The organism is Vibrio sp. B1-2 (assembly GCF_963888445.1).
Taxonomy (GTDB): Bacteria; Pseudomonadota; Gammaproteobacteria; order Enterobacterales; family Vibrionaceae; genus Vibrio; species Vibrio anguillarum.
In genome coordinates this window covers 21860-46881 of sequence record NZ_CAWPJH010000010.1, presented here as the reverse complement: position 1 = coordinate 46881, position 25022 = coordinate 21860, and the positions used below count along the sequence as shown (strand labels likewise).

Here is a 25022-nt window from a genome sequence, read left to right as displayed (position 1 = left end):
TTGATTGCTAAAACATCAGCTCTTATGTGTTTTCCATTTCAGAAGAAATCATGACAACGAATCAACAAAGCGGAAAAGCGGTGCAACTTCAAACAATCGTTGTGAAGCTAGGAACCAGTGTATTAACCGGTGGTACTTTGGCGTTAGATAGAGCTCATATGGTTGAGCTTGTCCGTCAATGTGCTGAACTGAAAAAGCAAGGCCACTCAGTGGTGATTGTATCGTCGGGCGCAATTGCCGCTGGTCGAGAACACTTAGGTTACCCCGCACTCCCCAACGCAATGGCTAGCAAACAGTTGCTTGCTGCGGTTGGGCAGAGTCAACTGATTCAAGCATGGGAATCTCTTTTTGCTATTTACGGGATTAAAATCGGCCAAATGCTGCTGACTCGGGCCGATCTGGAAGACCGTGAGCGATTTTTGAATGCGCGAGATACCATTAATGCCTTGGTCGAGCACGATATTATTCCCGTCGTCAACGAAAACGATGCAGTGGCAACCAGTGAAATCAAAGTAGGCGACAACGACAATTTGTCAGCTTTAGTTGGTATCTTATGCGGTGCCGATAAACTGCTGCTGCTCACTGACCAAAAAGGGCTCTTCACCGCTGACCCGCGTAAAGATCCTAACGCTGAACTGATTAAAGAAGTCAAAACCATTGATGATACCTTGCGTAAAATCGCTGGGGGTAGTGGTACCACGCTTGGCACCGGAGGTATGGCAACTAAGCTTCAGGCCGCTGATATTGCTCGTCGTGCAGGGATTGAAGTCATTATCGCCGCAGGGCGTGCCAGCAACGTTATTTTTGACTCTTTAAGTGATGCGCCACAAGGCACCCGTTTCTTGCCATGTACCGAAGCGTTAGAAAACCGCAAACGCTGGATTTTAGCGGGTCCTGCCGCTTCTGGTGACATTGTCATTGATGGCGGAGCCGTCAACGCTGTAGTCGCGAATGGCAGTAGCTTATTAGCGAAAGGGGTAGTGAATGTCAGTGGTACTTTTGCACGTGGTGAAGTGGCGCGAGTAACCGATAAACAAGGCGTATTAATTGCCCGTGGCATCGCCGCTTATTCCAGTCAAGATTTAGCCAAAATCGCGGGCAAACACAGCAAAGATATCGGAGGCATTTTAGGTTACGATTATGGCTCAGAAGTCATTCATCGCGATGATCTTGTTGTGATCCAAGAATAGTAAGGAAAAGAAAGTGGATTTAACCATAATGGGTAAAGCCGCCAAACAGGCCGCTTTCCAGCTCGCTACCGTTTCAACGACACAAAAAAACAATGCATTAGCGATCATTGCCGATGAACTGGAGGCGCAGAGCGCCGCGATTTTAAAAGCGAATGCTCAAGATATCGAACTGGCCCGCCAAGCCGGGTTGAACGATGCGATGCTTGATCGCCTATTGCTCAATGAATCGCGCCTGCAAGCCATTGCTAATGACGTGCGTAATGTGATTAATCTCAATGACCCTGTCGGTAGTGAAATCGATAGCCGAGTGCTTGAAAACGGATTGTCATTGTCTCGCCGCCGAGTACCGTTAGGTGTGGTGGGCGTTATTTATGAAGCGCGTCCTAATGTGACCATTGATATTGCGGCATTGTGTTTAAAAACGGGTAACGCCAGTATTTTACGGGGAGGGAAAGAGACCTTTTTCTCCAATATGGCGCTAGTCAACGTTATTCAATCGGCGCTAGAAAAAGCACAACTACCAGCGGCTGCGGTGCAGTATATTGAGAAACCGGATCGCGAACTGGTTTCACAGCTGCTCAAGCTGGATGAATATGTTGATATGATCATTCCGCGCGGCGGCGCTAGCCTACATAAAATGTGCAAAGAAAACAGCACGATTCCGGTGATTATTGGTGGTTTTGGCATTAGCCATATTTTTGTTGACCAATCGGCGGATCTGGACAAATCAGTCGAGGTAATTGAAAACGCCAAAATTCAGCGCCCTTCTGCGTGCAACGCACTGGATACTTTGCTGGTTCATCAAGCGATTGCGAGTGAATTTTTGGCAAAACTGGTGCTACGACTTAATGATCAAGTGACCTTCGTTGTTGAGCCAAAAGCCCAAGCCTGCATGAGCCATGCGAAACAGTTGAGAGAGGCCGTTGAAGGCGATTTTGACACCGAATGGCTAAGTTACACTTTGGGCGTCAAAGTGGTCGATGACGTGCAGCAAGCGATTCAACATATGCGTGAACACAATGCAAGCCATTCGGATGCGATCATGACAAATGACCTATTTAATGCAGAGCTGTTTATTAATTCCGCGGGCTCTGCTGCAGTGTATGTCAATGCTTCGACGCGTTTTACCGATGGAGCTCAATTTGGTTTAGGCGCTGAAGTGGCCGTTTCGACCCAAAAATTGCACGCTCGCGGGCCGATGGGCTTAGAAGAGTTGACCAGTTACAAGTGGGTTGGCAAAGCCAATTACTTATCACGCCGTTAAGTTCTTTTCGTTATGGATAACGCAAAGTGTGGTTGTTAACAAAATAGAGATTGAAAAGGGGCTGATGCCCCTTTTGCGTTCAACTTGCGTACTAATTCCGGTACACTGATGCTCATTGCTATGGAGGTGATATGCATTGTCCTTTTTGTTCAGAGAACGACACCAAAGTGATTGATTCTCGTCTTGTCGCAGATGGCCATCAAGTGCGCCGTCGCCGTCAATGTTTGGCATGTAATGAACGTTTTACCACGTTTGAATCGGCCGAGCTCTTGATGCCAAGAGTCATCAAATCAAATGGAAATCGTGAACCGTTTAACGAAGATAAAATGGTCGGTGGTATACAGCGAGCATTAGAAAAACGCCCCGTCAGCGCCGATGCGATTGAGCTTGCAATCAGTATGATTAAATCTCAGTTGCGAGCCACTGGTGAGCGAGAAGTTCCAAGTAAAATGATTGGTAACTTGGTGATGGAGCAGCTCAAAGTACTCGATAAAGTCGCTTACATCCGCTTTGCCTCCGTGTATCGTAGTTTTGAAGATATTCGTGAGTTTGGTGAAGAAATCGCGAAGCTGGAAGATTAATCGCTTATGTTTACTCCTTTTGATTATCAAATGATGTCGCGAGCCATTGAGCTTGCTAAAGGTGGCGTTTTTACCACTCAACCTAACCCCAATGTCGGCTGCGTGATCACTCAAGGAGAGCAGATTGTTGGTGAAGGTTTTCATGTTCGTGCTGGTGAGCCGCATGCCGAAGTACACGCCTTGCGCATGGCAAACGAGCAAGCGCAAGGCGCTACCGCTTATGTCACTTTAGAGCCTTGCTCGCATCATGGCCGTACACCGCCTTGCGCTGAAGGCTTGATTAACGCCAAAGTGGCGAAAGTAATTTGCGCAATGCAAGATCCGAATCCTCAAGTCGCTGGGCGTGGTATTCAAATGCTGCGTGACGCTGGGATTGAAGTCGAAGTCGGTTTGTTAGAAGCGGATGCCATCGCGCTCAATCCGGGTTTTATTAAACGCATGACAAGTGGGATGCCCTTTGTCCAATTGAAAATGGCCGCAAGTCTTGATGGACAAACAGCACTCAATAATGGTCAGAGTCAATGGATCACTTCAGCGGCCGCGCGGCGAGATGTGCAAAAATTTCGCGCCAAAGCGGGTGGGATTTTATCGACCAGCAAAACAGTGATTGAAGATGATGCTTCATTGACTGTGCGTTGGGATGAACTGCCTCCATCAGTGCAAGTGAACTACCCACAACATCAGTTACGCCAACCAGTGCGAGTCATTCTTGACAGGCAAAACCAACTCCATGATGGTCTAAAGCTGTATCAACATTCCGGTGAAGTATTGGTGCTTGGCACTGAACATACGTCATTGCTCAATAGCAACCAGACACAATTTGAGTTAGCGGATACCTTAGCTTATTTAGCTGAGCAGTCACAAATGAATCATCTCTGGGTAGAAGCTGGTGCCACACTGGCTCGTTCACTGATCCAAGCCCAATTGGTCGATGAGATCATTTTGTACTTAGCGCCTAAAATCATGGGTAGTGATGGTCGGGGGCTATTTGGTGCTTTGGGGCTATCTTCCATGGCGGATACGCTAGAGTTAATCATCAAAGATGTACGACAAGTTGGGCCGGATATTCGGATCATTGCCGTACCTAAAATAAAAGATAAATAGCATGTTTACAGGAATTATCGAGGCGGTAGGTACACTTGCCGCGATTACACCCAAAGGTGAAGACATCAGTGTGACCGTGAAAGTCGGTCATCTTGATATGAGCGATGTCAAACTTGGTGACAGTATTGCCACAAATGGTGTCTGTTTGACCGTGGTAGATTATAACAGCACTCAATATACAGCGGATCTCTCACTAGAAACGCTCAACAAAACCGGGTTTGCTCACTATCAAGTTGGTGACAAGGTCAACCTAGAAAAAGCCATGTTGCCCACCACTCGTTTTGGTGGACACATTGTTTCTGGGCACGTTGACGGTGTTGGTGAAATCATTGAACGTAATCCCGTTGGTCGTTCGATAGAGTTTTGGGTAGCGATCCCACCGGCATTGAATAAATACGTGGCTGAAAAAGGCTCAATTACAGTAGATGGTATCAGCCTCACTGTGAATGATTTAAGAAAGAATGCCTTTAAGCTGACCATAGTGCCTCACACTTCTGCCGAAACGACCATTGATGCATTTCATGTTGGGCGTAAAGTGAATTTGGAAGTGGATGTGCTCGCGCGTTATATGGAGCGTTTGCTGCAAAACCAGCAAGATGAAGAGACACCAGAGTCGAAAATTAGCTTAGCATTTTTACAACAAAATGGTTTTGCGTAAACCGCGTATTGTCCCATGCCTCCACGGTCGTGGATAAATCTAAGTCAGGGACTGTGCGGAAAATAGTTCAGCGATAGGAAAATAGAGTATGCCAATAAGTACCCCGCAAGAGATCATTGAAGATATTCGCCTTGGGAAAATGGTCATCTTAATGGATGACGAAGATCGTGAGAACGAAGGTGACTTGATCATGGCCGCCGAGCACGTTACTCCTGAAGCGATTAATTTTATGGCTAAATTTGGTCGTGGCCTGATCTGCTTAACTATGACTAAAGCTCGTTGTCAGCGTTTAGGCTTGGCTCCTATGGTGCAGGATAATAATGCTCAATACACCACCAATTTTACCGTCTCGATTGAAGCGGCCGAAGGCGTAACCACCGGCATTTCAGCGGCCGATCGCGCCGTGACGGTACAAGCTGCGGTGGCGAAAGAGGCGAAAGCTTCAGACTTAGTGCAACCTGGGCACATTTTCCCACTGGCTGCGCAAGAGGGGGGCGTTTTAACTCGCGCTGGACACACGGAAGCCGGTTGTGATTTAGCGCGCCTTGCGGGATTAGAGCCCGCGTCTGTGATCGTCGAAATTTTAAATGATGATGGCACCATGGCGCGTCGCCCTGATCTTGAAGTGTTTGCCGAGCAACATGGTTTAAAACTCGGTACGATTGCTGATCTGATTGAATATCGTAATAACACAGAAACGACCATTGAGCGTGTTGCACAGTGCAAGTTGCCGACAGAATACGGTGAATTTGAACTGATCACTTACCGCGACGTGATTGATAATCAGATCCATTACGCATTGCAAAAAGGCACATTGGATGGTCAAGCGCCATTGGTGCGAGTTCATCTGCACGATACCTTTACCGATTTACTGCGTAGCGATCGCAATGCTGAACGCAGTTGGACTTTAGATAAAGCGATGCAGCGTATCGGCCAAGAGGGCGGCGTATTGGTCATTTTAGGTAATGAAGAGTCGAGCGACTTATTGATCCATCGCGTTAAAATGTTTGAGCAACAAGACAAAGGCCAAGCGCCTACTTTAGCGAAAAAACAAGGTACTTCACGCCGTGTGGGGATTGGTTCACAAATTCTGGCGGATTTAGGTGTTCGTGACATGCGTTTACTCTCTTCAGCCAATAAAAAGTATCACGCTTTAGGCGGTTTCGGCTTGAATGTGACTGAGTATGTTTGCCAATAACGTCATCTCGTTTTAGCGCTTAGAACCTAACGTCACATTTAAAAATACACCGTAATAAAACCAATAAAGGAAGCCCAACGCTTCCTTTATTATTTCGCTGATTAGCCGCTTGGTTTGCCGTCTAAGCCGAATTTCCATTAGATATTGCTCACAAAATTGTGCTAGAATCCGGCGATTCTCACTTGTGTATATAGTTAAAGGAAGGCTTATGAAAGTGATCGAGGGTGGTTTCCCCGCACCAAATGCAAAAATTGCTATCGTTATTTCTCGTTTCAACAGTTTTATTAACGAAAGCCTGCTTTCTGGTGCAATCGATACTTTAAAGCGTCACGGACAAGTTAGCGATGACAATATTACTGTTGTTCGCTGCCCTGGTGCTGTCGAATTACCTCTTACTGCTCAACGCGTAGCAAAAACGGGTAAATACGACGCTATCGTGTCTCTTGGCACTGTGATTCGTGGCGGTACGCCACACTTTGATTATGTGTGCAGTGAATGCAATAAAGGTTTGGCGCAAGTGTCTCTGGAATACAGCCTTCCAGTGGCATTTGGTGTTCTAACTGTTGATACCATCGATCAAGCCATTGAACGCGCGGGAACCAAGGCTGGTAACAAAGGTGCAGAAGCTGCACTAAGCGCGCTTGAGATGATTAACGTTCTTTCAGAAATCGATTCCTAATGGGGGCCAGTGTGAAACCAGCCGCACGTCGTAATGCACGTCAATTTGCGCTACAAGCAATTTATTCTTGGCAAATTACAAAAGAAAATGTTGCCACTATCGAAGAGCAATTCCTCTCGGGTGGTAAGTATGATGAAGAAGAGCATCATGCTGCTGAGCCAGCGTTAGCGGCTCCAGAAACCGACGTTGCATATTTCCGTGATCTACTCACGGGTGTAGTGCTAAGCCACACAGAGCTAGATAGCAAATTGCGTCCTTTCGTGTCTCGTCCAATGCAAGACTTAGACATGATGGAATTGGCGTTACTTCGTTTAGCCATGTACGAAATGACTCGTCGTGATGATGTGCCATATAAAGTGGTCATCAATGAGGCGATTGAGTTAGCAAAGGTATTTGCTGCTGAAGATAGCCATAAATTTGTGAATGGCGTGCTTGATAAAGCCGCCCCACATGTACGCAAAAAATAATAAGTCGTTTTAAAATAAAAGGTCAGCATTCGCTGACCTTTTTTATGACGGATCTTTCTCCGCGAAAGCCCTAAGCGATGAGAAATGATGTACATAATAAAAACTCAGGGCAGGGAATTTTTTATGTTCGGTGAATTCAATTTAATCGATACCTATTTCTCTAACCGTCAGTCACAACGTAAAGATGTCTCTCTTGCTCTAGGAGATGATTGTGCATTGGTCAAAGCACCAGAAAATGTTCGGATCGCCATCAGTACCGACACTTTAGTCGCAGGCACTCATTTTTTAACCGATGCGAATCCGGCTTGGGTGGCTCATAAAGCATTGTCATCTAACATCAGTGATTTGGCTGCGATGGGGGCAACGCCTGCTTGGGTATCGCTCGCACTCACTCTACCTAGTGTCGATGAAGCATGGCTAAAACCCTTTTGTGATGCTTTTTTCGAACTTGCGAATTACTACAATATTCAGCTAATTGGTGGGGATACAACCAAAGGACCACTGAGCATTACCTTGACAGTACAAGGTTTTGTGCCACAAGAATTGGCGCTGCTGCGCAGTGGAGCCAAAGTGGGAGATTGGGTTTACGTCACTGGTGAACTCGGTGATAGCCAAGCTGGGCTCGATGTGGTTCTTGACCCAAGCTTACGCCATAAACCTTTTGCCCAAGAGCTTGAAAAGCGTCACTATCTCTCAACGCCAAGAATTCTTGCTGGCCAAGCATTGCTTCATTTGGCTTCTTCTGCAATTGATATTTCCGATGGTTTAGTGTCTGATCTCAAACATATTTTGCATCGTTCAAATGTTGGGGTGAGTTTAGATGTCGGTGCGTTGCCTATTTCGCAAGAGCTGTTGCAGTTTGTGGGCGAGAGACAAATAGCCCAGCAATATGCACTAACCAGCGGTGAAGAGTATGAGTTGTGTTTCACTGTTCCAGAGCATAACCGAGGTTCCATCGAAAGTGCGCTTGCTCATTGTGGTTGTAAGGTGAGTTGCATTGGCCAAATTCGCCCGCAGGGTATTTTTGAGCTCCAGCATCAAGGAAAAAAACTCAATTGGCAGTTAAGCGGCTATGATCATTTTAAGGTGAACGGATGACAAACCCTATCGCATTAATCTCATTAAAGAACCCTTGGCATCTTTTGGCCACGGGTTTTGGCAGTGGCCTATCGCCTATCGTGCCCGGCACAATGGGAACGCTTGCCTCAGTGCCTTTTTATTTGCTGTTAGTACAGCTACCTCTCACTGTATATTGTGCTGTGGTTGTGCTGGCTTGCTTAGTGGGCGTGAAAATTTGCCAAGTGACTTCTGACGACATGAAAGTGCATGACCACGGTTCGATTGTGTGGGATGAATTTGCCGGTTTTTGGATAACAATGCTAGTCGTGCCACTGTTTGAATTGCCCAGTTTAGATTGGAAATGGCTGGTGGCTGGATTCGTGCTGTTTCGCTTTTTCGATATGCTCAAACCGTGGCCGATCAGTTGGTTAGATAAACGAGTGCATGGTGGTTTGGGGATTATGCTCGATGATATCGTGGCAGGTGTTGTATCCGCGATTGCGCTGTATTGGGTCGGCTTTTGGGCGGGTTGGTTATAACATTGTCAGCGTTCAATATTGATTGACGGCTTATACTTAGTAATAAAAAAGGTTCCTTTGGGAACCTTTTTTGTCAGTGAAGAGTTATCTGAAACAGGGTTATTCGATGTTCTGGGTATCTAAAGTTACTTTACCGTCTTGAGACTATTTTAGCTTCTCTAAGTCAGCTTCAATTTCAGCGATTTTGCTCGTGACCACTTTTTCCAAATGGCGCAAGTCAGTCAATATTTTTTGCTTCAGATCGAGATCACTCATAGGAACCGGCTTAGTGATTTTATTTAGTTCATCAATTACCAAGGTTAAATTACGGTTAATCTCCGTCACCTCTTTGTATTGATGGCTGCCGCTATCGACCAATACATTTTTTACTTGTCGAGGGTATTTAAATTTCACGCTTTTAGCGAACAGCTCGCCTTTCTGCTTATGAAAGTAAATCTTCAACACATCTTTATGGGCTTCTTGACGAAGTGAATAGCGCTCAATCTGTTTAGGATCTTGAATGCCTAAACCGGTGAGGTAGGGATACATAGGCAACCTCTATTGTATTTTGTGACACATCAATGAACCATTTCAATGTAGCAGTCCATGCTCGCCCGAGATAGTTCATCGTGATATCAATGGTTCAAGTTGTGGACCAGATCGCTTTCCTTTTCCGTTTAATTTGGCGCGAGTTCAGAAACATTTTTAATCAGCATTTCACGTAACGTGCACTCTTCTTCTTCACTCAATTTTCCGCCTTGTGAACCGGTGAGAATAAACAAGTCTTCTGCTCGTTCGCCAATGGTGGTGATTTTTGCACCATGCAGGTTAATGTTTAAGTCAGCAAATGTGGCTCCGACCGTTGCTAGCAGTCCCGGAGTATCAAGTGCGACTAATTCCATTAAGGTTCGTTTATTGCTTTTGGTGGGTAAAAAATCGACTTTAGTTTTGACTTTAAAATGTTGCAAGTTACGTGGCGTGCGGCGCAATTTCAGTTTGTTCTGCCAACCCGTTTCTAGCCCACTGAGTAGGTGTTTGATCAACGATGGGTGACACTCTTCGTCAATTGCATGGCCGTTTTGATCCAGTACCATGAAGGTATCAAGGACGTAGCCATCTTTACTCGACATGATCTGCGCATCATGAACATTGAGATTTCGACGGTCCAGTTCAGCAACCACAGTCGCAAAGAGGGCGGGTTGATCTTTAGTGTAAACAAACAATTCAGTGCCGCCACGAGTGGCTTTTTTGCTCATTAGGATCAGCGGTTGGCTTGGGTCGCTATGTTTGAGTAGGTGCTCACAATGCCAAGCGATCTGCTTGTGAGTGTGACGCAAAAAGTAATCCGCTTTAAAGCGTTGCCAAAGCACTTCAATTTCGCGTGCGCTGTAGCCTTCTTTACGAAGCAATGCGGATGCCATTTGTTGGTTGTGGCGAATGCGATCGCGCACATCTACCGGGTTTTCAAGCCCACGCCTAAGTGCCCGCTGTGTTGAGTGATATAGCTCTGCCAGCAAGGTGCGTTTCCAACTGTTCCAAAGCTCAGGGTTAGTAGCGCAGATGTCCGCGACAGTCAGGCAAACAAGATGTTCGAGATACTCTTCATCGCGCACTTTTTTGGCAAATTCGGTAATGACATCTGGGTCGTAAATGTCGCGTCTTTGCGCCGTTACCGACATCAAGAGGTGGTTTTGTACCAGCCAAGAGACTAATTTTGCTTCAGGCTTTGATAAACCGTGTTCAATACAAAAATCATAGGCTTCTACCGCACCGATTTCAGAGTGATCGCCGCCACGCCCTTTGGCAATGTCGTGAAAAATAGCGGCCAGAATCAGCATCTCCTTTTTCTGGAGACGTGGGTAAACTTCGCAACAGATGGGGTGCTTATCGTGATTTTGTGCGTAGCTAAAGGTATTGATGTGTTTGAGAAGACGAATGCTGTGTTCATCGACCGTATAAACATGGAATAGGTCGAACTGCATTTGTCCAACAATTTGGCTCCATTGGGGAAGATAAGCGGCGAGCACGCCTAATTTATGCATCAGGCTGAACGCACGATGTAGTGCGTTAGGGTGACGTACCAATGCCATGAATTTCTCACGCGCTTCGGGAATGGTGTGCAGGAATTTATTGAGCCGCCTTCTGGCTGTACGCAACTGGCGCATGGTTGTGGGTGCGACGCTTTCGATGCTGGAATCATTGGCGATATGAATAAACATATCCAAAATTGTTTCTGGACGAGCTTGGAAAAGCGCTGGTTTACGAGCTTCTATTAAGTTGCCACGACGTTGAAAATCATCATCTAAAATTTCTGCCACAGCTTCTTCGCCGTTATTGAGTATGGCTTGATCAAACAGACGCAGGAGCATTTTGTTGAGTTCCGCAACACGACGTAGCGTACGGTAGAACTCTTTCATCATCATCTCGACTGCGCGATTCCCTTCACCCGTAAAGCCCAGATGTTCTGCCACTTGAGCTTGATGAGCAAAAATAAGCCGATTGTCATAGCGTTTTAATTCAATGTGCAGCGCAAAGCGCACGCGCCATAAAAAGTCTTGGCACTCTACTAGCTCACGATATTCAGCATCAGTTAAAAAACCAAAACGACTCATTTCAAGCAGTGATGTTGCACCAAAGTGGCGTCTAGCCACCCAGCTTAAAGTATGAATGTCCCTTAAGCCTCCAGGAGTCGATTTGATATCGGGTTCAAGGTTATAAGTGGTGTCATGGTAACGAGCGTGTCGGTCGCGCTGCTCTTGAATTTTGGCGCGGTAAAAGGTTTCGCTTGGCCAAAACGATTCGGAATGAATCAACATCTTGAGTTTATAAAATGTCTCTTCGCTACCACATAATAGCCGAGCTTCTTGTAAGTTTGTCGCGACGGTTAAATCTTCACGGCCAATTTCAGCGCACTGCTGCACGGTACGCACGGCATGGCCCACTTCTAAACGCAAATCCCACAACAAGGTAATGAATTCGCTAATTTTACTGCCGAGTTCAGCGGGTAAAGTATGATTGGAGACGACCAGAATATCGATATCTGAAAGAGGATGAAGTTCACCGCGGCCATAGCCTCCGACGGCCACTAAACTGATGTCTGGAACCTGCGAAAATGAATAATGTTCCCATAACTTGTAGAGCAGTTGGTCCATATATTCAGAGCGGCCTAATACCAGGTCGTTGACCGGATGGTGGTGCAAAAATTGATGTTTCTGATACTGAGTGAACTGTTCAAGTTGTTGTTTAAGCTCGCCGATAGTGAGTTGTGTGTCAGTAAAGGTGAGGGGAGACTGAAAAGGCATAACGGCAATCCATGCTAGTGATATGTCACAACGTAGACTGACTGTATCAAATCACTGCAGATAAAAAAATATCCCTGCAAGAGGGATATTAATTGATAAGGTTTTGGTTCGATGTAATTAGGCGTTATGCATCAGACGTGGAATGGTTTCTTCTTCACGCAGCGTCAGCACTTCACAGCCAGTGGCGGTAACCAAAATGGTGTGTTCCCACTGCGCTGAGTTTTTGCCATCGGCGGTGTAAACCGTCCAATTGTCTTCATCATCAAGGCGGCAACCAAATTTACCCGCATTAATCATTGGCTCGATAGTGAAAATCATCCCTTCACGCAGTACGGTTCTGTCGCCGTTTTTATAGTGAACCACTTGTGGTTCTTCATGAAATTGAGCGCCAATACCGTGGCCGCAATAATCTTTCACAATCGAAAATTTAAGGCGTGGGTTATTTTTATTATTGGTTTTAATGTGTTTTTCGATCGCAGTACCAATCTCACCCAATTGAACTCCGGGTTTGACCTTCTTCATGCCGATATAAAGACACTCTTGCGCAACAAGACATAGGCGCTTATCTGCTGGCGACACTTCACCGACAAAGAACATCTTTGAGGTATCACCGTGGTAGCCATCTTTAATAACCGTGATATCAATGTTCAGAATATCACCCTCTTTCAGTACCGCTGGGCGCTGTAATTGCCCATACTGCGTATCTTGAGTTGCCGGAATACCGTGACAAACAATGTGATTGATAGAGGTACAGATCGATTTAGGAAAACCGTGGTAATTCAATGGTGCTGGAATAGCTTGCTGTACTTCAGTGATGTACTTGTGGCAGATCTGGTCAAGTTCTTCAGTGGTGATGCCCACTTTTACATGCGGTTCAATCATCTCAAGGACATCGGCAGCTAGTTTACCCGCGACGCGCATTTTGGCTATTTCTTCAGCAGTTTTGATTTTTACAGACATCGGCTTTCTCTATGCATTAATTCTTAAGCACTTAACTGTGCGAATGGGCGTTATTCTAGCAGTGCATGGATGAATCGCAAGGGATCCCTGTCGGTAAGTAAGAATTGTTTGCATAACTACAGCTTACCTAAGCCATGATGTGTCGTATTTTTTTCTAGCCAGAGAAGGGCTAAATATGGTATAAAGCGCGCCGGAATCGAAGTGCGTTTTCTTCTGAAATGACGAAGCCCACCTTCCTTTCTAAACACATTATCTTTAAATCACACACATTCCGACACGTGTTCCGGGGTGCTCCAACAATAAAACTATCGGCAACAACCGAATAGATGTTAGGGGTCGGATACATGGGGAATGTGGAGGCCTAACCCCATAGAGGATTTTTAAATGGCAACTGTATCAATGCGCGACATGCTAAAAGCTGGTGTTCACTTCGGTCACCAGACTCGTTACTGGAACCCAAAAATGAAGCCATTCATTTTTGGTGCTCGTAGCCGTGTTCACATCATCAACTTAGAAAAAACTGTTCCTATGTTCAACGAAGCTCTAGCTGAGCTACAAAAAGTTGGCGAGAAAAAAGGTAAAGTTCTTTTCGTTGGTACTAAACGCGCAGCATCTGAAGCTGTTAAAGAAGCGGCTATCGCAAGCAACCAATTCTACGTTAACAACCGCTGGTTGGGCGGCATGCTAACTAACTGGAAAACTGTTCGTCAGTCAATCAAGCGTCTAAAAGAGCTTGAAATTCAAGCAACAGATGGCACTTTTGATAAGCTAACTAAGAAAGAAGCTCTAATGCGTACTCGTGAAATGGAGAAGCTAGAGAAATCTCTTGGTGGTATCAAAGATATGGGCGGTCTACCTGACGCACTATTCGTTATCGATGCAGATCACGAGCACATTGCAGTTAAAGAAGCAAACAACCTAGGTATCCCAGTTTACGCTGTTGTTGATACTAACTCTAACCCAGATGGCGTTGACTACATTATCCCTGGTAACGACGACGCAATCCGTGCAATCCAGCTTTACCTAAATGCTGTTGCAGAAACGGTTAACGAAGGTCGTAACAAAGATGCAGCTGCACTTGCTGCTGCAAAAGACGGTTTCGTAGAAGCAGAATAATAGCGGCTCTGAGTCACACTTGATTATATGTGTCACACGATTGATGCATTGAACAAGTTATAGTTAGCATCAGGGGCCAAACAATCGGCCCCTGATTTTTACCACCAGAATCAACTGAGGAATAGAGAATGGCAACTGTAACTGCTGCTCTAGTAAAAGAACTGCGCGAGCGTACTGGCGCAGGTATGATGGAATGTAAAAAAGCGCTTGTAGAAGCAAACGCTGACATCGAACTAGCAATTGAAAACATGCGCAAAAGCGGCGCAGCTAAAGCAGCGAAAAAAGCAGGTAACATCGCAGCTGAAGGTACTATCCTAATTAAAGAAGCTGATGGTTTTGCAGCACTTCTAGAAGTGAACTGCCAAACTGACTTCGTAGCAAAAGATTCAAGCTTCCTAGCGTTCGCTAACGAAGTTCTAGCGGTTGCACTTGCTGAGCGTCTAGATATCGCAGCACTTCAAGCTAAATTTGAAGAAGCACGTATTGCTCTTGTTGCTAAAATTGGTGAAAACATCACTATCCGTCGCGTTCATTACATTGAAGGCGCTAAAGTAGGTTCATACCGCCATGGCGACCGTATCGGTGTTGTGGTTGCTGGTGAAGCGGATGAAGAGACCATCAAACACGTAGCAATGCACGTTGCTGCTGCAAAACCTGAGTACGTGAACCCTGAAGATGTACCAGCAGAAGTTGTGGCTAAAGAGCGTGAAATCCAAATCGAAATCGCAATGCAATCTGGCAAGCCAGCAGCAATTGCTGAGAAAATGGTTGAAGGCCGCATGACTAAGTTCACAGGTGAAGTATCACTTACTGGTCAAGCGTTCATCATGGATCCTTCTCAAACTGTTGGCGCAATGCTGAAAGCTAAAGGCGCAACCGTTACTAACTTCGTACGTCTAGAAGTTGGTGAAGGTATTGAGAAAGCTCAAGAACTTAGCTTCGCTGAAGAAGTTGCGATGGTTCAAAAAGGTTAATCCTAGCGATTTTGCCTAAAAAGAGACCGTAGCCAAGGCTGCGGTCTTTTTACGAATGGCATATTGAGACTAATTGTGATGATTTAGAATTCAGTATTCAGTTTTAAATCATGACTGTTAATTAACAACTCTCTATTTGGAAGGTAAGCTCCATGACTACGAACCCTAAACCAGCCTATCAACGTATCCTGTTAAAACTTAGCGGTGAAGCGCTACAAGGCGAAGAAGGTTTTGGTATTGATCCTGCGGTGTTAGATCGCATGGCACAGGAAGTAAAAGAACTGGTTGAACTGGGTGTTCAAGTGGGTGTTGTCATCGGCGGCGGTAACTTATTCCGTGGCGCAGGTCTTGCTGAAGCGGGCATGAACCGTGTTGTGGGCGACCACATGGGAATGCTGGCAACCGTAATGAATGGTTTGGCAATGCGTGATGCTTTGCACCGTGCTTATGTGAATGCGCGCGTGATGTCTGCCATTCCTCTTAAAGGTGTGTGTGACGATTACAATTGGGCCGATGCTATCAGCCAACTACGTCAAGGCCGTGTTGTGATCTTCTCAGCGGGTACTGGTAACCCATTCTTCACAACCGATTCTGCTGCCTGTTTGCGCGGTATTGAAATTGAAGCGGATGTGGTTCTAAAAGCGACAAAAGTAGATGGCGTATTTAGTGCAGACCCAGTGGCAAACCCAGACGCAGAACTGTATGATAAGCTGTCTTATACAACTGTGCTTGAAAAAGAGCTAAAAGTGATGGACTTGGCCGCGTTTACGCTAGCGCGTGACCATAAAATGCCAATCCGCGTATTTAATATGAACAAACCGGGCGCACTACGTCGCGTGGTAATGGGTGAAGCGGAAGGTACACTAATTAGCACCGCTGACTAATCACTCCAAAACAAAAAAACAAGTAGGTGATATTTGTGATTAACGAAATCAAGAAAGACGCTCAAGAGCGTATGGATAAGAGCGTAGATGCCCTGAAAAACAACCTTTCTAAGGTACGTACTGGTCGCGCTCACCCAAGTTTACTCTCCGGCATTTCTGTCGATTACTATGGTGCTTCGACACCGCTGAATCAAATCGCTAACGTTGTAGCTGAAGATGCACGTACTCTCGCGATCACTGTTTTTGATAAAGAGTTGACGCCAAAAGTTGAAAAAGCGATTTTGATGTCTGATTTGGGTCTAAACCCAATGTCTGCAGGTACGGTTATTCGTGTACCACTGCCACCACTGACCGAAGAACGTCGCCGTAATTTGGTGAAAATTGTTCGTGGTGAAGCCGAAGGTGGTCGCGTTGCAGTTCGCAACATTCGTCGTGATGCCAATGGCGACTTAAAAGCTCTACTGAAAGATAAAGAAATCTCTGAAGACGAAGATCATAAAGCGCAAGAAGAGATTCAAAAACTTACCGATGTAGCGATTAAGAGAATTGATGAAGTTCTTGCTGCAAAAGAAAAAGAGTTAATGGAAGTTTAATTCGCTCTTTTTAGCCTTTCTAAAACGCTGTGCTCACAGTGCAGCGTTTTTTTATGCTATTTTGCCCTATCAGTTTGGTAATCAATTAATTTCTTATGCAAAACTCATCCCTCTCATCTGATGTATTACCCCAACACATCGCAATCATTATGGACGGAAATGGCCGTTGGGCTAAAGCACAAGGTAAACCTCGTGTATTTGGTCATAAGAATGGTGTAGCAGCGGTCCGAAGAACGATTTCTACTGCAGCGAAATTGGGTATTAAAGCCGTTACTTTGTTTGCCTTTAGCAGTGAAAATTGGCGGCGTCCGGAAGCTGAAGTAGGCGTGTTGATGGAGTTATTTATTACTGTGCTATCCACAGAAGTAAAAAAGCTGCATAAGAACAATCTGCGTCTTAGAGTCATTGGTGATAAAACACGTTTTAGCTCACGCTTACAAACAAAAATCGCTCAGGCAGAAGAGTTAACCTCATCAAACAGTGGCATGGTCGTTAATATCGCCGCAAACTATGGCGGAAAATGGGATATCACAGAAGCAATGCGCTCTATCGCGGTCAAAGTGGCGAGCGGTGAGCTTTCTCCTGATCAGATTGACGAGACGCTGATTACACAGTCGCTAACGATGTCTGATATTCCTGAAGTGGATTTGCTCATTCGTACCAGCGGTGAATGTCGTATTAGTAATTTTATGTTGTGGCAATTGGCCTATGCAGAGATGTACTTTACGCCGATTTACTGGCCTGAGTTTGGTGAAGAAAGTTTAATTGAAGCAGTGACTTGGTTTGTTAACCGTGAACGCCGTTTTGGCTGCACAGGGGAACAGGTTAAGGCATTGATGGAACAGAAATAAAGGATCCATTAGTTTGAAGCAACGAATTATCACGGCGCTCATATTAGCTCCACTGGTGATGCTGGGCATTTTTGAACTGCCACTCCCCCTATTTATGGCCGTTTTGGCCCTTGTGGCGCTCGTCGGTGTATGGGAATGGACGCAGTTTATTGATTCTACATCTAGGTACCTGGCGCTGTTACCCGCCATTATCATTGGTGGAGCAAGTTACCTACTGATTTCCCCTGATGCCGTTAGCCTAGCCAACATGAACTCGAATCACTATGTGATATTAAGTGTTGGGGTGGCTTGGTGGCTGTTTTCTAGCTTTTTAGCTATTACCTATCCTAAATCCCGCCCATGGTGGGAAAAATCCAATCTACTTAGGCACCTTTTTGGTGTGCTTACGCTACTTCCTTTTTTCTGGAGCGTCCTTTTTTTACGCGCAGAAGCCTTTTTGAGTGAGCCATACCACGGTGCTAAGTTGGTGCTATTTGTCTGCTTAATTGTTTGGGCTGCAGACAGTGGCGCTTATTTTGCGGGCAAAAGTTTTGGTAAGCACAAAATGGCACCAGCAGTCAGTCCAAATAAAACCATTGAAGGGTTGATTGGTGGCATTATTACGGCATTGATTGTGGCGTGGTTTACTGTTGATTGGTTTGATATCCGGTTTACAAACACGCTGTCGATGGTCGGTATTACATTAGCGACTGTGATTATCTCTGTGCTCGGTGATCTGGTCGAAAGTATGTTTAAGCGCGTTTCAGGAATTAAAGACAGCAGTAATATTATTCCTGGGCATGGCGGCGTTTTGGATCGTATCGATAGCCTGACGGCTGCATTTCCTGTTTTTGCTCTACTGTATTTCATTTTCTAATGCTTGGGTTAAGCTGTCTTACCCCAATCTTAATTCACGGTTGTTGCTATGCGTAAGTTAACGATTCTCGGGGCCACAGGTTCAATTGGGGCAAGCACATTAAAAGTCGTGGCTCAAAATCCCGAACACTTTTCCGTTGTGGCTTTAGCCGCGGGAAATAATGTCAATAAAATGCGTGAGCTATGCCAGCGTTGGCAGCCAGTTTATGCGGTAATGGCGAACCAAAAGGCGGCGGATGAGCTTTTAGCTCAATTGCAGTCACTGAACTTAAAAACAACCGTATTATTTGGTGAAGACGCCATGTGCCACGTCGCCGCATTAGATGAGGTGGATACGGTGATGGCGGCGATTGTTGGTGCGGCAGGTTTGTTACCAACCATGGCTGCGGTAAAGGCGGGCAAGCGTGTTTTGCTGGCAAACAAAGAAGCCTTGGTGATGTCTGGCCAATTGTTTATTGATGCGGTCGAAAAATACGGTGCTGAATTGCTCCCTGTCGATAGCGAACATAACGCGATTTTTCAATGCTTACCCCCTGAAATACAAGGCTCTTTGGGTCGCTGTGATTTACAAGAACATGGTGTGCAACATATTCTGCTCACGGGTTCTGGCGGCCCTTTTCGCTATAGTGATTTATCCACGTTAGCAGATGTTTCACCACAGCAAGCGATTGCTCATCCTAACTGGTCGATGGGGCCGAAAATTTCGGTTGATTCCGCTACCATGATGAACAAAGGTTTGGAATATATTGAAGCTAAGTGGTTGTTTAATGCATCGAAACAGCAATTAAAAGTGTTAATCCACCCACAATCGGTGATCCACTCTATGGTGCAGTACCGCGATGGTTCGGTGCTTGCGCAAATGGGGGAACCCGATATGTCCACGCCAATTGCTTTAACTCTCTCTTATCCAGAACGCATTACTGCGGGTGTTCCGGCACTGGATTTTACCAAATTAAGTAATTTGAGTTTTATGGATGTGGACTACGAGCGTTATCCTTGTTTGGGATTGGCGATTGATGCTTGCTATCAAGGGCAACATGCCACCACCTCTTTAAATGCAGCCAACGAAATAGCCGTTGAAGCTTTTTTAAATAAGCAAATTCGTTTTACCGATATCGCACAAGTTAATGAACGTGTATTGTCAAAAGTGTGTGCAGCACATACTCAGTTACATTGCTATGACTTGGAAAGCTTGTTAGAGCTCGATAGAATGGCGCGCACTATTGCCCAGCAAATCATACAAGAGCATTTATTATGAGTGGTATTTTGTGGAATTTCGTCTCTTTCATCATTGCGTTAGGTATATTGGTTGCTGTGCATGAATTTGGTCATTTTTGGGTAGCACGTCGCTGCGGAATTAAAGTCGAAAAATTTTCCATTGGCTTTGGTAAATCACTTTGGAGCCGAGTAGCCAAAGATGGCACCGAGTACAACCTCTCAATTATTCCTCTCGGCGGCTACGTTAAAATGCTCGATAGCCGTGTTGATGATGTTCCAGCTGAATTAAAACCCTTAGCTTTTGACCAAAAACCATTGTGGAAACGTGTCGCTGTCGTGAGTGCTGGGCCTGCTTTTAACTTTTTCTTCGCCATTTTTGCCTATTGGCTCGTGTTCTTAATTGGCGTCCCAGCGGTAAAACCTGTGATTGGCGAAATTGCCCCGCAATCGATCGCCGCTCAAGCGGGTTTAGAGTCAGGAATGCAGATCAAAGCAGTCTCAGGAGTGAATACCTTAGATTGGGAATCGGTCAATATGGGGCTGATTAGCCATATTGGTGATGAACAATTAACGCTCACCGTCGGAACCAATAATGAAATTGGTGTGGATGAAATCAAAACATTAGATATCCGTTCTTGGAACTTTAACCCAGAAACAGAGTCTGCTATGGGAGCGTTAGGTTTTAAACCATTTGTTCCTGAAATATCGCTGACGCTAACCAATGTTTCTCAAGGTAGCGCCGGAGAGAAGGCCGGGTTAGAAGTTGGCGACACCTTGATCGAAGCCAACGGTGCGAAGATAAACTATTGGCAGCAAGTTGTGGAGTTGATACAAAGCCATCCCAATCAGCCAGTTTCATTGGTTGTTGTGCGTGATGAACAACGCTTGACTATCGAGCTTACGCCTGACGTTCGTGAGTTACCGCAAGGCAAAACGATAGGTTTTGCGGGAATCGCTCCTAAAGTCGCAGAATGGCCGGAAAGTTATCGATTTGAGCTGCAATATGGTGTATTTGAATCAGTCGGAAAAGCGGTTGAAAAAACACAGCAAGTGATCAACTTAACCGTCAGCATGTTGAAAAAACTGGTGGTCGGTGATGTGGGGTTGAATAATCTGAGTGGGCCGATTTCGATTGCCAAAGGAGCAGGAACTACTGCTGACTATGGTTTGGTCTATTTCTTGGGTTTTCTGGCTCTGATTAGTGTCAACTTAGGCATTATCAATCTAGTACCACTGCCAATGTTAGATGGCGGACACTTACTGTTTTTTGCAATTGAAGCCGTTATTCGTCGTCCTGTCCCAGAGAAGATTCAAGAAATGGGATACCGAATTGGTGGGGCGATCATCTTTTCTTTGATGGCTGTGGCAATATTTAATGATTTTAGTCGCCTGTGATTTGTAACCATTAGGCAGAAGTTGTAGCAAGGAATAACAAGAATAAATATGGCAATGAAACAGATCCTTTTCGCGACACTATTGGCAACCAGCCTCTCAGCACATAGTGCCGAGAATTTCGTAGTGCAGGATATTCAAATTGAAGGGCTTCAACGCGTTGCGCTCGGCGCCGCATTGCTTAAAATGCCCGTTCGAATTGGCGATACCGTTGATGCACAAGATGTCGCGGATATTATCAAAGCACTTTACACTTCGGGCAACTTTGAAGACATCAAAGTATTACGAGACAACAATGTTCTGATCGTTCAGGTTAAAGAACGTCCAACCATTGCAAGTGTTTCCTTCTCTGGAAATAAAGCGATCAAAGAAGAGCAGTTGCAGCAGAATCTTGATGCATCCAATATCCGCATCGGTGAGGCGCTTGATCGTACGACCTTGAGCAATATTGAAAAGGGGTTGGAAGATTTTTACTACAGCGTGGGTAAGTACAACGCGACCGTAAAAGCGGTGGTGACACCTTTACCTCGCAACCGTGCTGACCTTAAATTTGTGTTCAGTGAAGGGGTTTCTGCGAAAATCCAGCAAATCAACTTTATTGGCAATGAAGTGTTTAGTGACCAAGATTTACTGTCACGCTTCAATTTAAATGTCGATGTGGCGTGGTGGAATTTCCTCTCTGATGATAAATACCAAAAGCAGGTTTTAGCCGCTGATATTGAAGCTTTGCGCTCTTTCTACCTCGACCGTGGCTACTTAAAGTTTCAAGTCGATTCCACGCAAGTTGCTATTTCTCCTGATAAAAAAGGCGTTTATATCACTTTAGGCATTAGCGAAGGTCAGCCTTATAAAATCAAAGACGTTAAATTCCGCGGAGAGCTGATTGGCAAAGAGGCTGAATTTACCGCTTTGATCCCATTTGAAGCCGAGGAAACCTATAACGGCTCACTGGTGACCAAGCTTGAAGAAGATGTAAAACGAGTATTGGGTGAAGCTGGCTATGCTTATCCTCAAGTTCGAACCATCCCAGAATTTAATGATGAAACGCAAGAAGTTTCCTTGGTTGTTCATGTGGAAGCGGGTAAGCGTATCTATGTCCGTGATATTCGCTTTGTCGGTAATAACTCAACCAAAGATGAAGTTTTGCGCCGCGAAATGCGTCAAATGGAAGGCAGTTGGCTGAGCTCTAAAGCGATTGATACGGGTAAGAGCCGTTTGAACCGTCTTGGCTTCTTTGAAACAGTGGATGTGCAAACCGTACGTGTACCTGGTAGTGAAGACCAAGTCGATCTGGTGTACAACGTGAAAGAGGCCAACTCAGGTAGTGTTAACTTTGGTGTCGGTTATGGTACAGAATCAGGTGTGAGTTTTCAGGTTGGTTTACAGCAAGACAACTTCATTGGTTCAGGTAATCGAGTTGGCATCAATGCCATGATGAACGACTATCAAAAGAACATCAGTTTAGATTACCGTGATCCCTATTGGAACCTTGATGGTGTCAGTTTGGGTGGTAAGATTTTCTATAACCAGTTTGAGGCTTCTGAAGCTGGTATTGTTGATTATACCAATGAAAGTTACGGCACAAGTTTAACGTGGGGTTTCCCATTTGACGAATTAAACCGTTTTGACCTCGGTATCGGTTACACGCACAACAAGATCGGTAATATCGATGAGTATGTGCAAGTTAGTCAATTCTTACAGTCTCAAGCGAGTAATCGTAGCGATGATGGCAGTTTGATCACCAATGACTTTGACGTCAACATCTCATGGACGCGCAATAATTTAAACCGAACCATTTTCCCAACGGCGGGGAATCACCAACGCGCTTTCTACAAGATGACCGTGCCGGGTTCAGACGTAAAGTATTTCAAAGCGCAGTACGATGTTCGCCAGTATTTCCCATTAACCAAAAAACATGAGTTTTCACTCTTGCTAAGAGGACGCTTAGGGTATGGTAATGGTTACGGGAAAACGGATGGTAACGATAACTTGTTCCCATTCTATGAAAACTATTATGCAGGTGGCTTTACCACTTTGCGTGGTTTTGGATCTAACTCGGCTGGACCGAAAGCGATTTATAACGATGCGACAGGATGTAATGGCAATAATGGTGGCAACAACCGCTGCTATAGCGCAACAGATGACTCTGTCGGTGGTAACGCGGTCGCGCTAGCCAGTGTAGAACTGATTGTACCGACGCCATTTGCCTCTGATGAAACTCGTAGCCAAATTCGCACCAGCATCTTCTTCGATATGGCCAGCGTTTGGGATACAGAGTTCGATTACAAAGATGGGAAACTCGGTTATGGTGATCAGTATTATTACGATTACTCAGATCCAATGAATTACCGTTCCTCTTATGGTGCGGCACTACAGTGGATGTCACCTATGGGGCCATTGGTATTTTCAATTGCCAAACCTATTAAAATTTATGAAGGTGATAATGAAGAGTTCTTCACTTTCACGATCGGCAGAACATTCTAATTAGAGGAAAGTATTTTGAAAAAAGCGATTCAAGCGGCAGGATTGGGCCTAGTTGTACTGAGTTCATCATTTTTTGCGCAAGCCGCTGAGGCGGCGCAGAAAGTAGGTTACATTAATACCGCGCAAGTATTCCAAGCATTACCTCAACGAGAAGTTGTGCTGCAAAAATTACAAGAAGAGTTTAAAGATAAAGGGGCTGAGCTACAGTCAATTCAAGCTGAAGCAAAAACCAAAATTGAAAAACTTAAACGTGATGGCGAACTGCTAGGTCAAGATGAGATCGAGAAGCTGCGTATTGAAATTGGTCAATTAGACAGCAAGTACAAAATCAAAGCGCAAGCGTTAGAGCAAGCCTCAGCGCGTCGTGAGAGTGAAGAGAAGCAAAAACTCTTCATGGTGATTCAAGACGCTGTGAAGAAAGTTGCGGAAAAAGAAGGTTATGACATCGTTGTTGACGTGCAAGCTATGCAATATGGTAAGCCGGACTACAACCTATCAGAGAAAGTAATTAAACAACTAAAATAATATTATTATGGCAAAACTGACTTTAGCCGAATTGGCAACCATCACCGGGGGAGAGCTGTTTGGTGATGGCTCTGCGACAGTTTCCGCTGTCGCACCTATGGATAAGGCGCAGGAAGGTTACGTAACTTTCCTCTCTAATCCCAAATATAACAAACACCTTGGTCAATGCCGCGCAACGGTGATTATGGTCAAGGCTAGTGAACGTGAATTGTGTACAACCAATGTATTGGTCGTCGCTGATCCATACGTTGCTTTTGCAAAGGTGGCGCAAGCGCTGGACACGACACCGCGACCTGCGAGTGATATCAGCTCTTCTGCGGTTGTTGCACCGGATGCCCAGCTAGGGCAGAACGTTTCTATTGGTGCAAACGCGGTCATTGAGACGGGCGTGCAACTGGGCGATAACGTCTCCATTGGTGCCGGCTGTTTCATCGGTAAAAACGCCAAAATTGGCGCTAACACCCAGTTGTGGGCAAATGTCAGCGTTTACCACGAAGTGGAAATTGGCTCGGCGTGCCTTATTCAGTCAGGTGCCGTGATTGGTTCTGATGGTTTTGGCTATGCCAATGAGAAAGGTGAGTGGATTAAAATTCCGCAAATTGGCACAGTCCGGATCGGTAATCGAGTTGAAATCGGTGCCTGCACGACAATTGATCGTGGCGCATTAGATGACACGATTATTGAAGATAACGTCATTCTCGATAACCAATTACAGATTGCACATAACGTCTGTATTGGCTATGGCACTGCAATTGCTGGCGGTACCATCATTGCTGGCAGCACCCACATAGGCAAATATTGCATTATTGGTGGCGGTGCGGTGATCAATGGCCATATCGAGATTGTTGATGGGGTCACTATTACTGGCATGGGGATGGTGATGCGTAGCATCACCGAGAAAGGCATGTTCTCTTCTGGTATTCCGTTGCAACCGAACAAAGAATGGCGTAAAACTGCCGCTCGCGTTCACCGTATCGAAGATATGCACAAGCGACTTAAAGCACTTGAAAAGTACTTAGAGCAGGAAGCGGAATCCTAATTCTACTTTTTCCCGATTAGGCTCGCCAATTGCGAGTCTTTTTCGTCTATAATGCCAAATAATTTTTGAAAGTTTTACTGTATAGGAATATGACTTTGACGACTGAAACGA

Annotated in this window: 24 protein-coding genes; 21 read left to right on the top strand and 3 right to left on the bottom strand. The window is 45.3% G+C overall.

The features are described 5' to 3' along the window. The first annotated feature begins 50 nt into the window (after positions 1 to 50). From proB to pgpA, 10 genes are all read left to right on the top strand, one after another. Entirely contained in the window at positions 51 to 1190 is a 1140-nt protein-coding gene (gene proB / locus AACQ75_RS04940; RefSeq protein WP_038148735.1) for a glutamate 5-kinase, read from the top strand. A 13-nt stretch (positions 1191 to 1203) separates the two neighbouring features. After that, positions 1204 to 2454, top strand: coding sequence for a glutamate-5-semialdehyde dehydrogenase (locus tag AACQ75_RS04935; protein WP_170889648.1), 1251 nt, complete (start codon positions 1204 to 1206; stop codon positions 2452 to 2454). Positions 2455 to 2585: 131 nt separating this feature from the next. Next, positions 2586 to 3035: a transcriptional regulator NrdR gene (gene nrdR / locus AACQ75_RS04930; protein ID WP_010320136.1), complete on the top strand. Its 450-nt coding sequence runs from the start codon at positions 2586 to 2588 to the stop codon at positions 3033 to 3035. 6 nt (positions 3036 to 3041) lie between these two features. Then, positions 3042 to 4139 carry a bifunctional diaminohydroxyphosphoribosylaminopyrimidine deaminase/5-amino-6-(5-phosphoribosylamino)uracil reductase RibD gene (gene ribD, locus AACQ75_RS04925; RefSeq protein ID WP_017047324.1) on the top strand — a complete coding sequence of 366 codons (1098 nt, stop codon included), beginning with the start codon at positions 3042 to 3044 and terminating at the stop codon, positions 4137 to 4139. Position 4140: 1 nt separating this feature from the next. Then, positions 4141 to 4797, top strand: a complete 657-nt coding sequence (locus tag AACQ75_RS04920) for a riboflavin synthase (RefSeq protein ID WP_010320134.1) — start codon at positions 4141 to 4143, stop codon at positions 4795 to 4797. An 88-nt stretch (positions 4798 to 4885) separates the two neighbouring features. After that, positions 4886 to 5995, top strand: a complete 1110-nt coding sequence (ribBA, locus tag AACQ75_RS04915) for a bifunctional 3,4-dihydroxy-2-butanone-4-phosphate synthase/GTP cyclohydrolase II (protein WP_013856195.1) — start codon at positions 4886 to 4888, stop codon at positions 5993 to 5995. 208 nt (positions 5996 to 6203) lie between these two features. Then, the gene (ribH, locus tag AACQ75_RS04910; protein WP_026027639.1) at positions 6204 to 6674 is read left to right on the top strand and encodes a 6,7-dimethyl-8-ribityllumazine synthase; all 471 of its coding nucleotides are present in this window, start codon (positions 6204 to 6206) and stop codon (positions 6672 to 6674) included. Continuing rightward, positions 6674 to 7141: a transcription antitermination factor NusB gene (nusB, locus tag AACQ75_RS04905; RefSeq protein WP_013856197.1), complete on the top strand. Its 468-nt coding sequence runs from the start codon at positions 6674 to 6676 to the stop codon at positions 7139 to 7141. Before ribH ends, nusB begins: the two co-directional genes overlap by 1 nt. 123 nt (positions 7142 to 7264) lie before the next feature. After that, positions 7265 to 8239 carry a thiamine-phosphate kinase gene (gene thiL, locus AACQ75_RS04900; RefSeq protein WP_094123770.1) on the top strand — a complete coding sequence of 325 codons (975 nt, stop codon included), beginning with the start codon at positions 7265 to 7267 and terminating at the stop codon, positions 8237 to 8239. Continuing rightward, positions 8236 to 8739, top strand: a complete 504-nt coding sequence (gene pgpA / locus AACQ75_RS04895) for a phosphatidylglycerophosphatase A (RefSeq protein WP_013856199.1) — start codon at positions 8236 to 8238, stop codon at positions 8737 to 8739. Before thiL ends, pgpA begins: the two co-directional genes overlap by 4 nt. Positions 8740 to 8883: 144 nt before the next feature. On the opposite strand, the gene AACQ75_RS04890 is transcribed toward pgpA, so the two are convergent. The 3 genes from AACQ75_RS04890 to map form a co-directional block, all read right to left on the bottom strand. Then, a complete protein-coding gene (locus tag AACQ75_RS04890) occupies positions 8884 to 9267 on the bottom strand; it encodes a DUF3461 family protein (RefSeq protein ID WP_026027637.1) in 384 nt (127 codons plus the stop codon). A gap of 128 nt (positions 9268 to 9395) precedes the next feature. Then, the gene (gene glnD / locus AACQ75_RS04885) at positions 9396 to 12020 is read right to left on the bottom strand and encodes a bifunctional uridylyltransferase/uridylyl-removing protein GlnD (protein WP_170889646.1); all 2625 of its coding nucleotides are present in this window, start codon (positions 12018 to 12020) and stop codon (positions 9396 to 9398) included. A gap of 117 nt (positions 12021 to 12137) precedes the next feature. Next, positions 12138 to 12980: a type I methionyl aminopeptidase gene (gene map / locus AACQ75_RS04880; RefSeq protein ID WP_017044011.1), complete on the bottom strand. Its 843-nt coding sequence runs from the start codon at positions 12978 to 12980 to the stop codon at positions 12138 to 12140. Positions 12981 to 13364: 384 nt separating this feature from the next. Between map and rpsB the strand changes: the two genes are divergently transcribed. From rpsB to lpxD, 11 genes are all read left to right on the top strand, one after another. After that, positions 13365 to 14096, top strand: a complete 732-nt coding sequence (gene rpsB / locus AACQ75_RS04875) for a 30S ribosomal protein S2 (protein ID WP_013856204.1) — start codon at positions 13365 to 13367, stop codon at positions 14094 to 14096. A 128-nt stretch (positions 14097 to 14224) separates the two neighbouring features. Further along, positions 14225 to 15070, top strand: coding sequence for a translation elongation factor Ts (gene tsf, locus AACQ75_RS04870; protein WP_013856205.1), 846 nt, complete (start codon positions 14225 to 14227; stop codon positions 15068 to 15070). Positions 15071 to 15222: 152 nt separating this feature from the next. Then, a complete protein-coding gene (gene pyrH / locus AACQ75_RS04865) occupies positions 15223 to 15954 on the top strand; it encodes a UMP kinase (RefSeq protein ID WP_010320123.1) in 732 nt (243 codons plus the stop codon). A 35-nt stretch (positions 15955 to 15989) separates the two neighbouring features. Beyond that, entirely contained in the window at positions 15990 to 16547 is a 558-nt protein-coding gene (gene frr, locus AACQ75_RS04860; RefSeq protein WP_010320122.1) for a ribosome recycling factor, read from the top strand. 95 nt (positions 16548 to 16642) lie between these two features. Beyond that, on the top strand, positions 16643 to 17398 hold the full coding sequence (locus tag AACQ75_RS04855; RefSeq protein ID WP_013856207.1) for an isoprenyl transferase: 756 nt from the start codon (positions 16643 to 16645) through the stop codon (positions 17396 to 17398). Between the two features lie 13 nt (positions 17399 to 17411). Further along, positions 17412 to 18254, top strand: a complete 843-nt coding sequence (locus AACQ75_RS04850; RefSeq protein WP_170889644.1) for a phosphatidate cytidylyltransferase — start codon at positions 17412 to 17414, stop codon at positions 18252 to 18254. Positions 18255 to 18302: 48 nt separating this feature from the next. After that, entirely contained in the window at positions 18303 to 19511 is a 1209-nt protein-coding gene (gene ispC / locus AACQ75_RS04845) for a 1-deoxy-D-xylulose-5-phosphate reductoisomerase (RefSeq protein ID WP_170889642.1), read from the top strand. Continuing rightward, the gene (gene rseP, locus AACQ75_RS04840; RefSeq protein ID WP_094129751.1) at positions 19508 to 20866 is read left to right on the top strand and encodes a sigma E protease regulator RseP; all 1359 of its coding nucleotides are present in this window, start codon (positions 19508 to 19510) and stop codon (positions 20864 to 20866) included. Before ispC ends, rseP begins: the two co-directional genes overlap by 4 nt. A 48-nt stretch (positions 20867 to 20914) precedes the next feature. Then, entirely contained in the window at positions 20915 to 23347 is a 2433-nt protein-coding gene (gene bamA, locus AACQ75_RS04835; protein ID WP_017046601.1) for an outer membrane protein assembly factor BamA, read from the top strand. 15 nt (positions 23348 to 23362) lie between these two features. Further along, positions 23363 to 23872: an OmpH family outer membrane protein gene (locus tag AACQ75_RS04830; protein WP_013856212.1), complete on the top strand. Its 510-nt coding sequence runs from the start codon at positions 23363 to 23365 to the stop codon at positions 23870 to 23872. A gap of 7 nt (positions 23873 to 23879) precedes the next feature. Beyond that, entirely contained in the window at positions 23880 to 24911 is a 1032-nt protein-coding gene (gene lpxD, locus AACQ75_RS04825; RefSeq protein WP_017046602.1) for a UDP-3-O-(3-hydroxymyristoyl)glucosamine N-acyltransferase, read from the top strand. Positions 24912 to 25022 lie beyond the last annotated feature (111 nt).

Coding starts and splice junctions, on each gene's coding strand:
- proB (WP_038148735.1), top strand. CDS start 51: ATGACAACGAATCAACAAAGCGGAAAAGCGGTGCAACTTCAAACAATC.
- nrdR (WP_010320136.1), top strand. CDS start 2,586: ATGCATTGTCCTTTTTGTTCAGAGAACGACACCAAAGTGATTGATTCT.
- ribD (WP_017047324.1), top strand. CDS start 3,042: ATGTTTACTCCTTTTGATTATCAAATGATGTCGCGAGCCATTGAGCTT.
- AACQ75_RS04920 (WP_010320134.1), top strand. CDS start 4,141: ATGTTTACAGGAATTATCGAGGCGGTAGGTACACTTGCCGCGATTACA.
- ribBA (WP_013856195.1), top strand. CDS start 4,886: ATGCCAATAAGTACCCCGCAAGAGATCATTGAAGATATTCGCCTTGGG.
- ribH (WP_026027639.1), top strand. CDS start 6,204: ATGAAAGTGATCGAGGGTGGTTTCCCCGCACCAAATGCAAAAATTGCT.
- nusB (WP_013856197.1), top strand. CDS start 6,674: ATGGGGGCCAGTGTGAAACCAGCCGCACGTCGTAATGCACGTCAATTT.
- thiL (WP_094123770.1), top strand. CDS start 7,265: ATGTTCGGTGAATTCAATTTAATCGATACCTATTTCTCTAACCGTCAG.
- pgpA (WP_013856199.1), top strand. CDS start 8,236: ATGACAAACCCTATCGCATTAATCTCATTAAAGAACCCTTGGCATCTT.
- AACQ75_RS04890 (WP_026027637.1), bottom strand. CDS start 9,267: ATGTATCCCTACCTCACCGGTTTAGGCATTCAAGATCCTAAACAGATT.
- glnD (WP_170889646.1), bottom strand. CDS start 12,020: ATGCCTTTTCAGTCTCCCCTCACCTTTACTGACACACAACTCACTATC.
- map (WP_017044011.1), bottom strand. CDS start 12,980: ATGTCTGTAAAAATCAAAACTGCTGAAGAAATAGCCAAAATGCGCGTC.
- rpsB (WP_013856204.1), top strand. CDS start 13,365: ATGGCAACTGTATCAATGCGCGACATGCTAAAAGCTGGTGTTCACTTC.
- tsf (WP_013856205.1), top strand. CDS start 14,225: ATGGCAACTGTAACTGCTGCTCTAGTAAAAGAACTGCGCGAGCGTACT.
- pyrH (WP_010320123.1), top strand. CDS start 15,223: ATGACTACGAACCCTAAACCAGCCTATCAACGTATCCTGTTAAAACTT.
- AACQ75_RS04855 (WP_013856207.1), top strand. CDS start 16,643: ATGCAAAACTCATCCCTCTCATCTGATGTATTACCCCAACACATCGCA.
- ispC (WP_170889642.1), top strand. CDS start 18,303: ATGCGTAAGTTAACGATTCTCGGGGCCACAGGTTCAATTGGGGCAAGC.
- rseP (WP_094129751.1), top strand. CDS start 19,508: ATGAGTGGTATTTTGTGGAATTTCGTCTCTTTCATCATTGCGTTAGGT.
- bamA (WP_017046601.1), top strand. CDS start 20,915: ATGGCAATGAAACAGATCCTTTTCGCGACACTATTGGCAACCAGCCTC.
- lpxD (WP_017046602.1), top strand. CDS start 23,880: ATGGCAAAACTGACTTTAGCCGAATTGGCAACCATCACCGGGGGAGAG.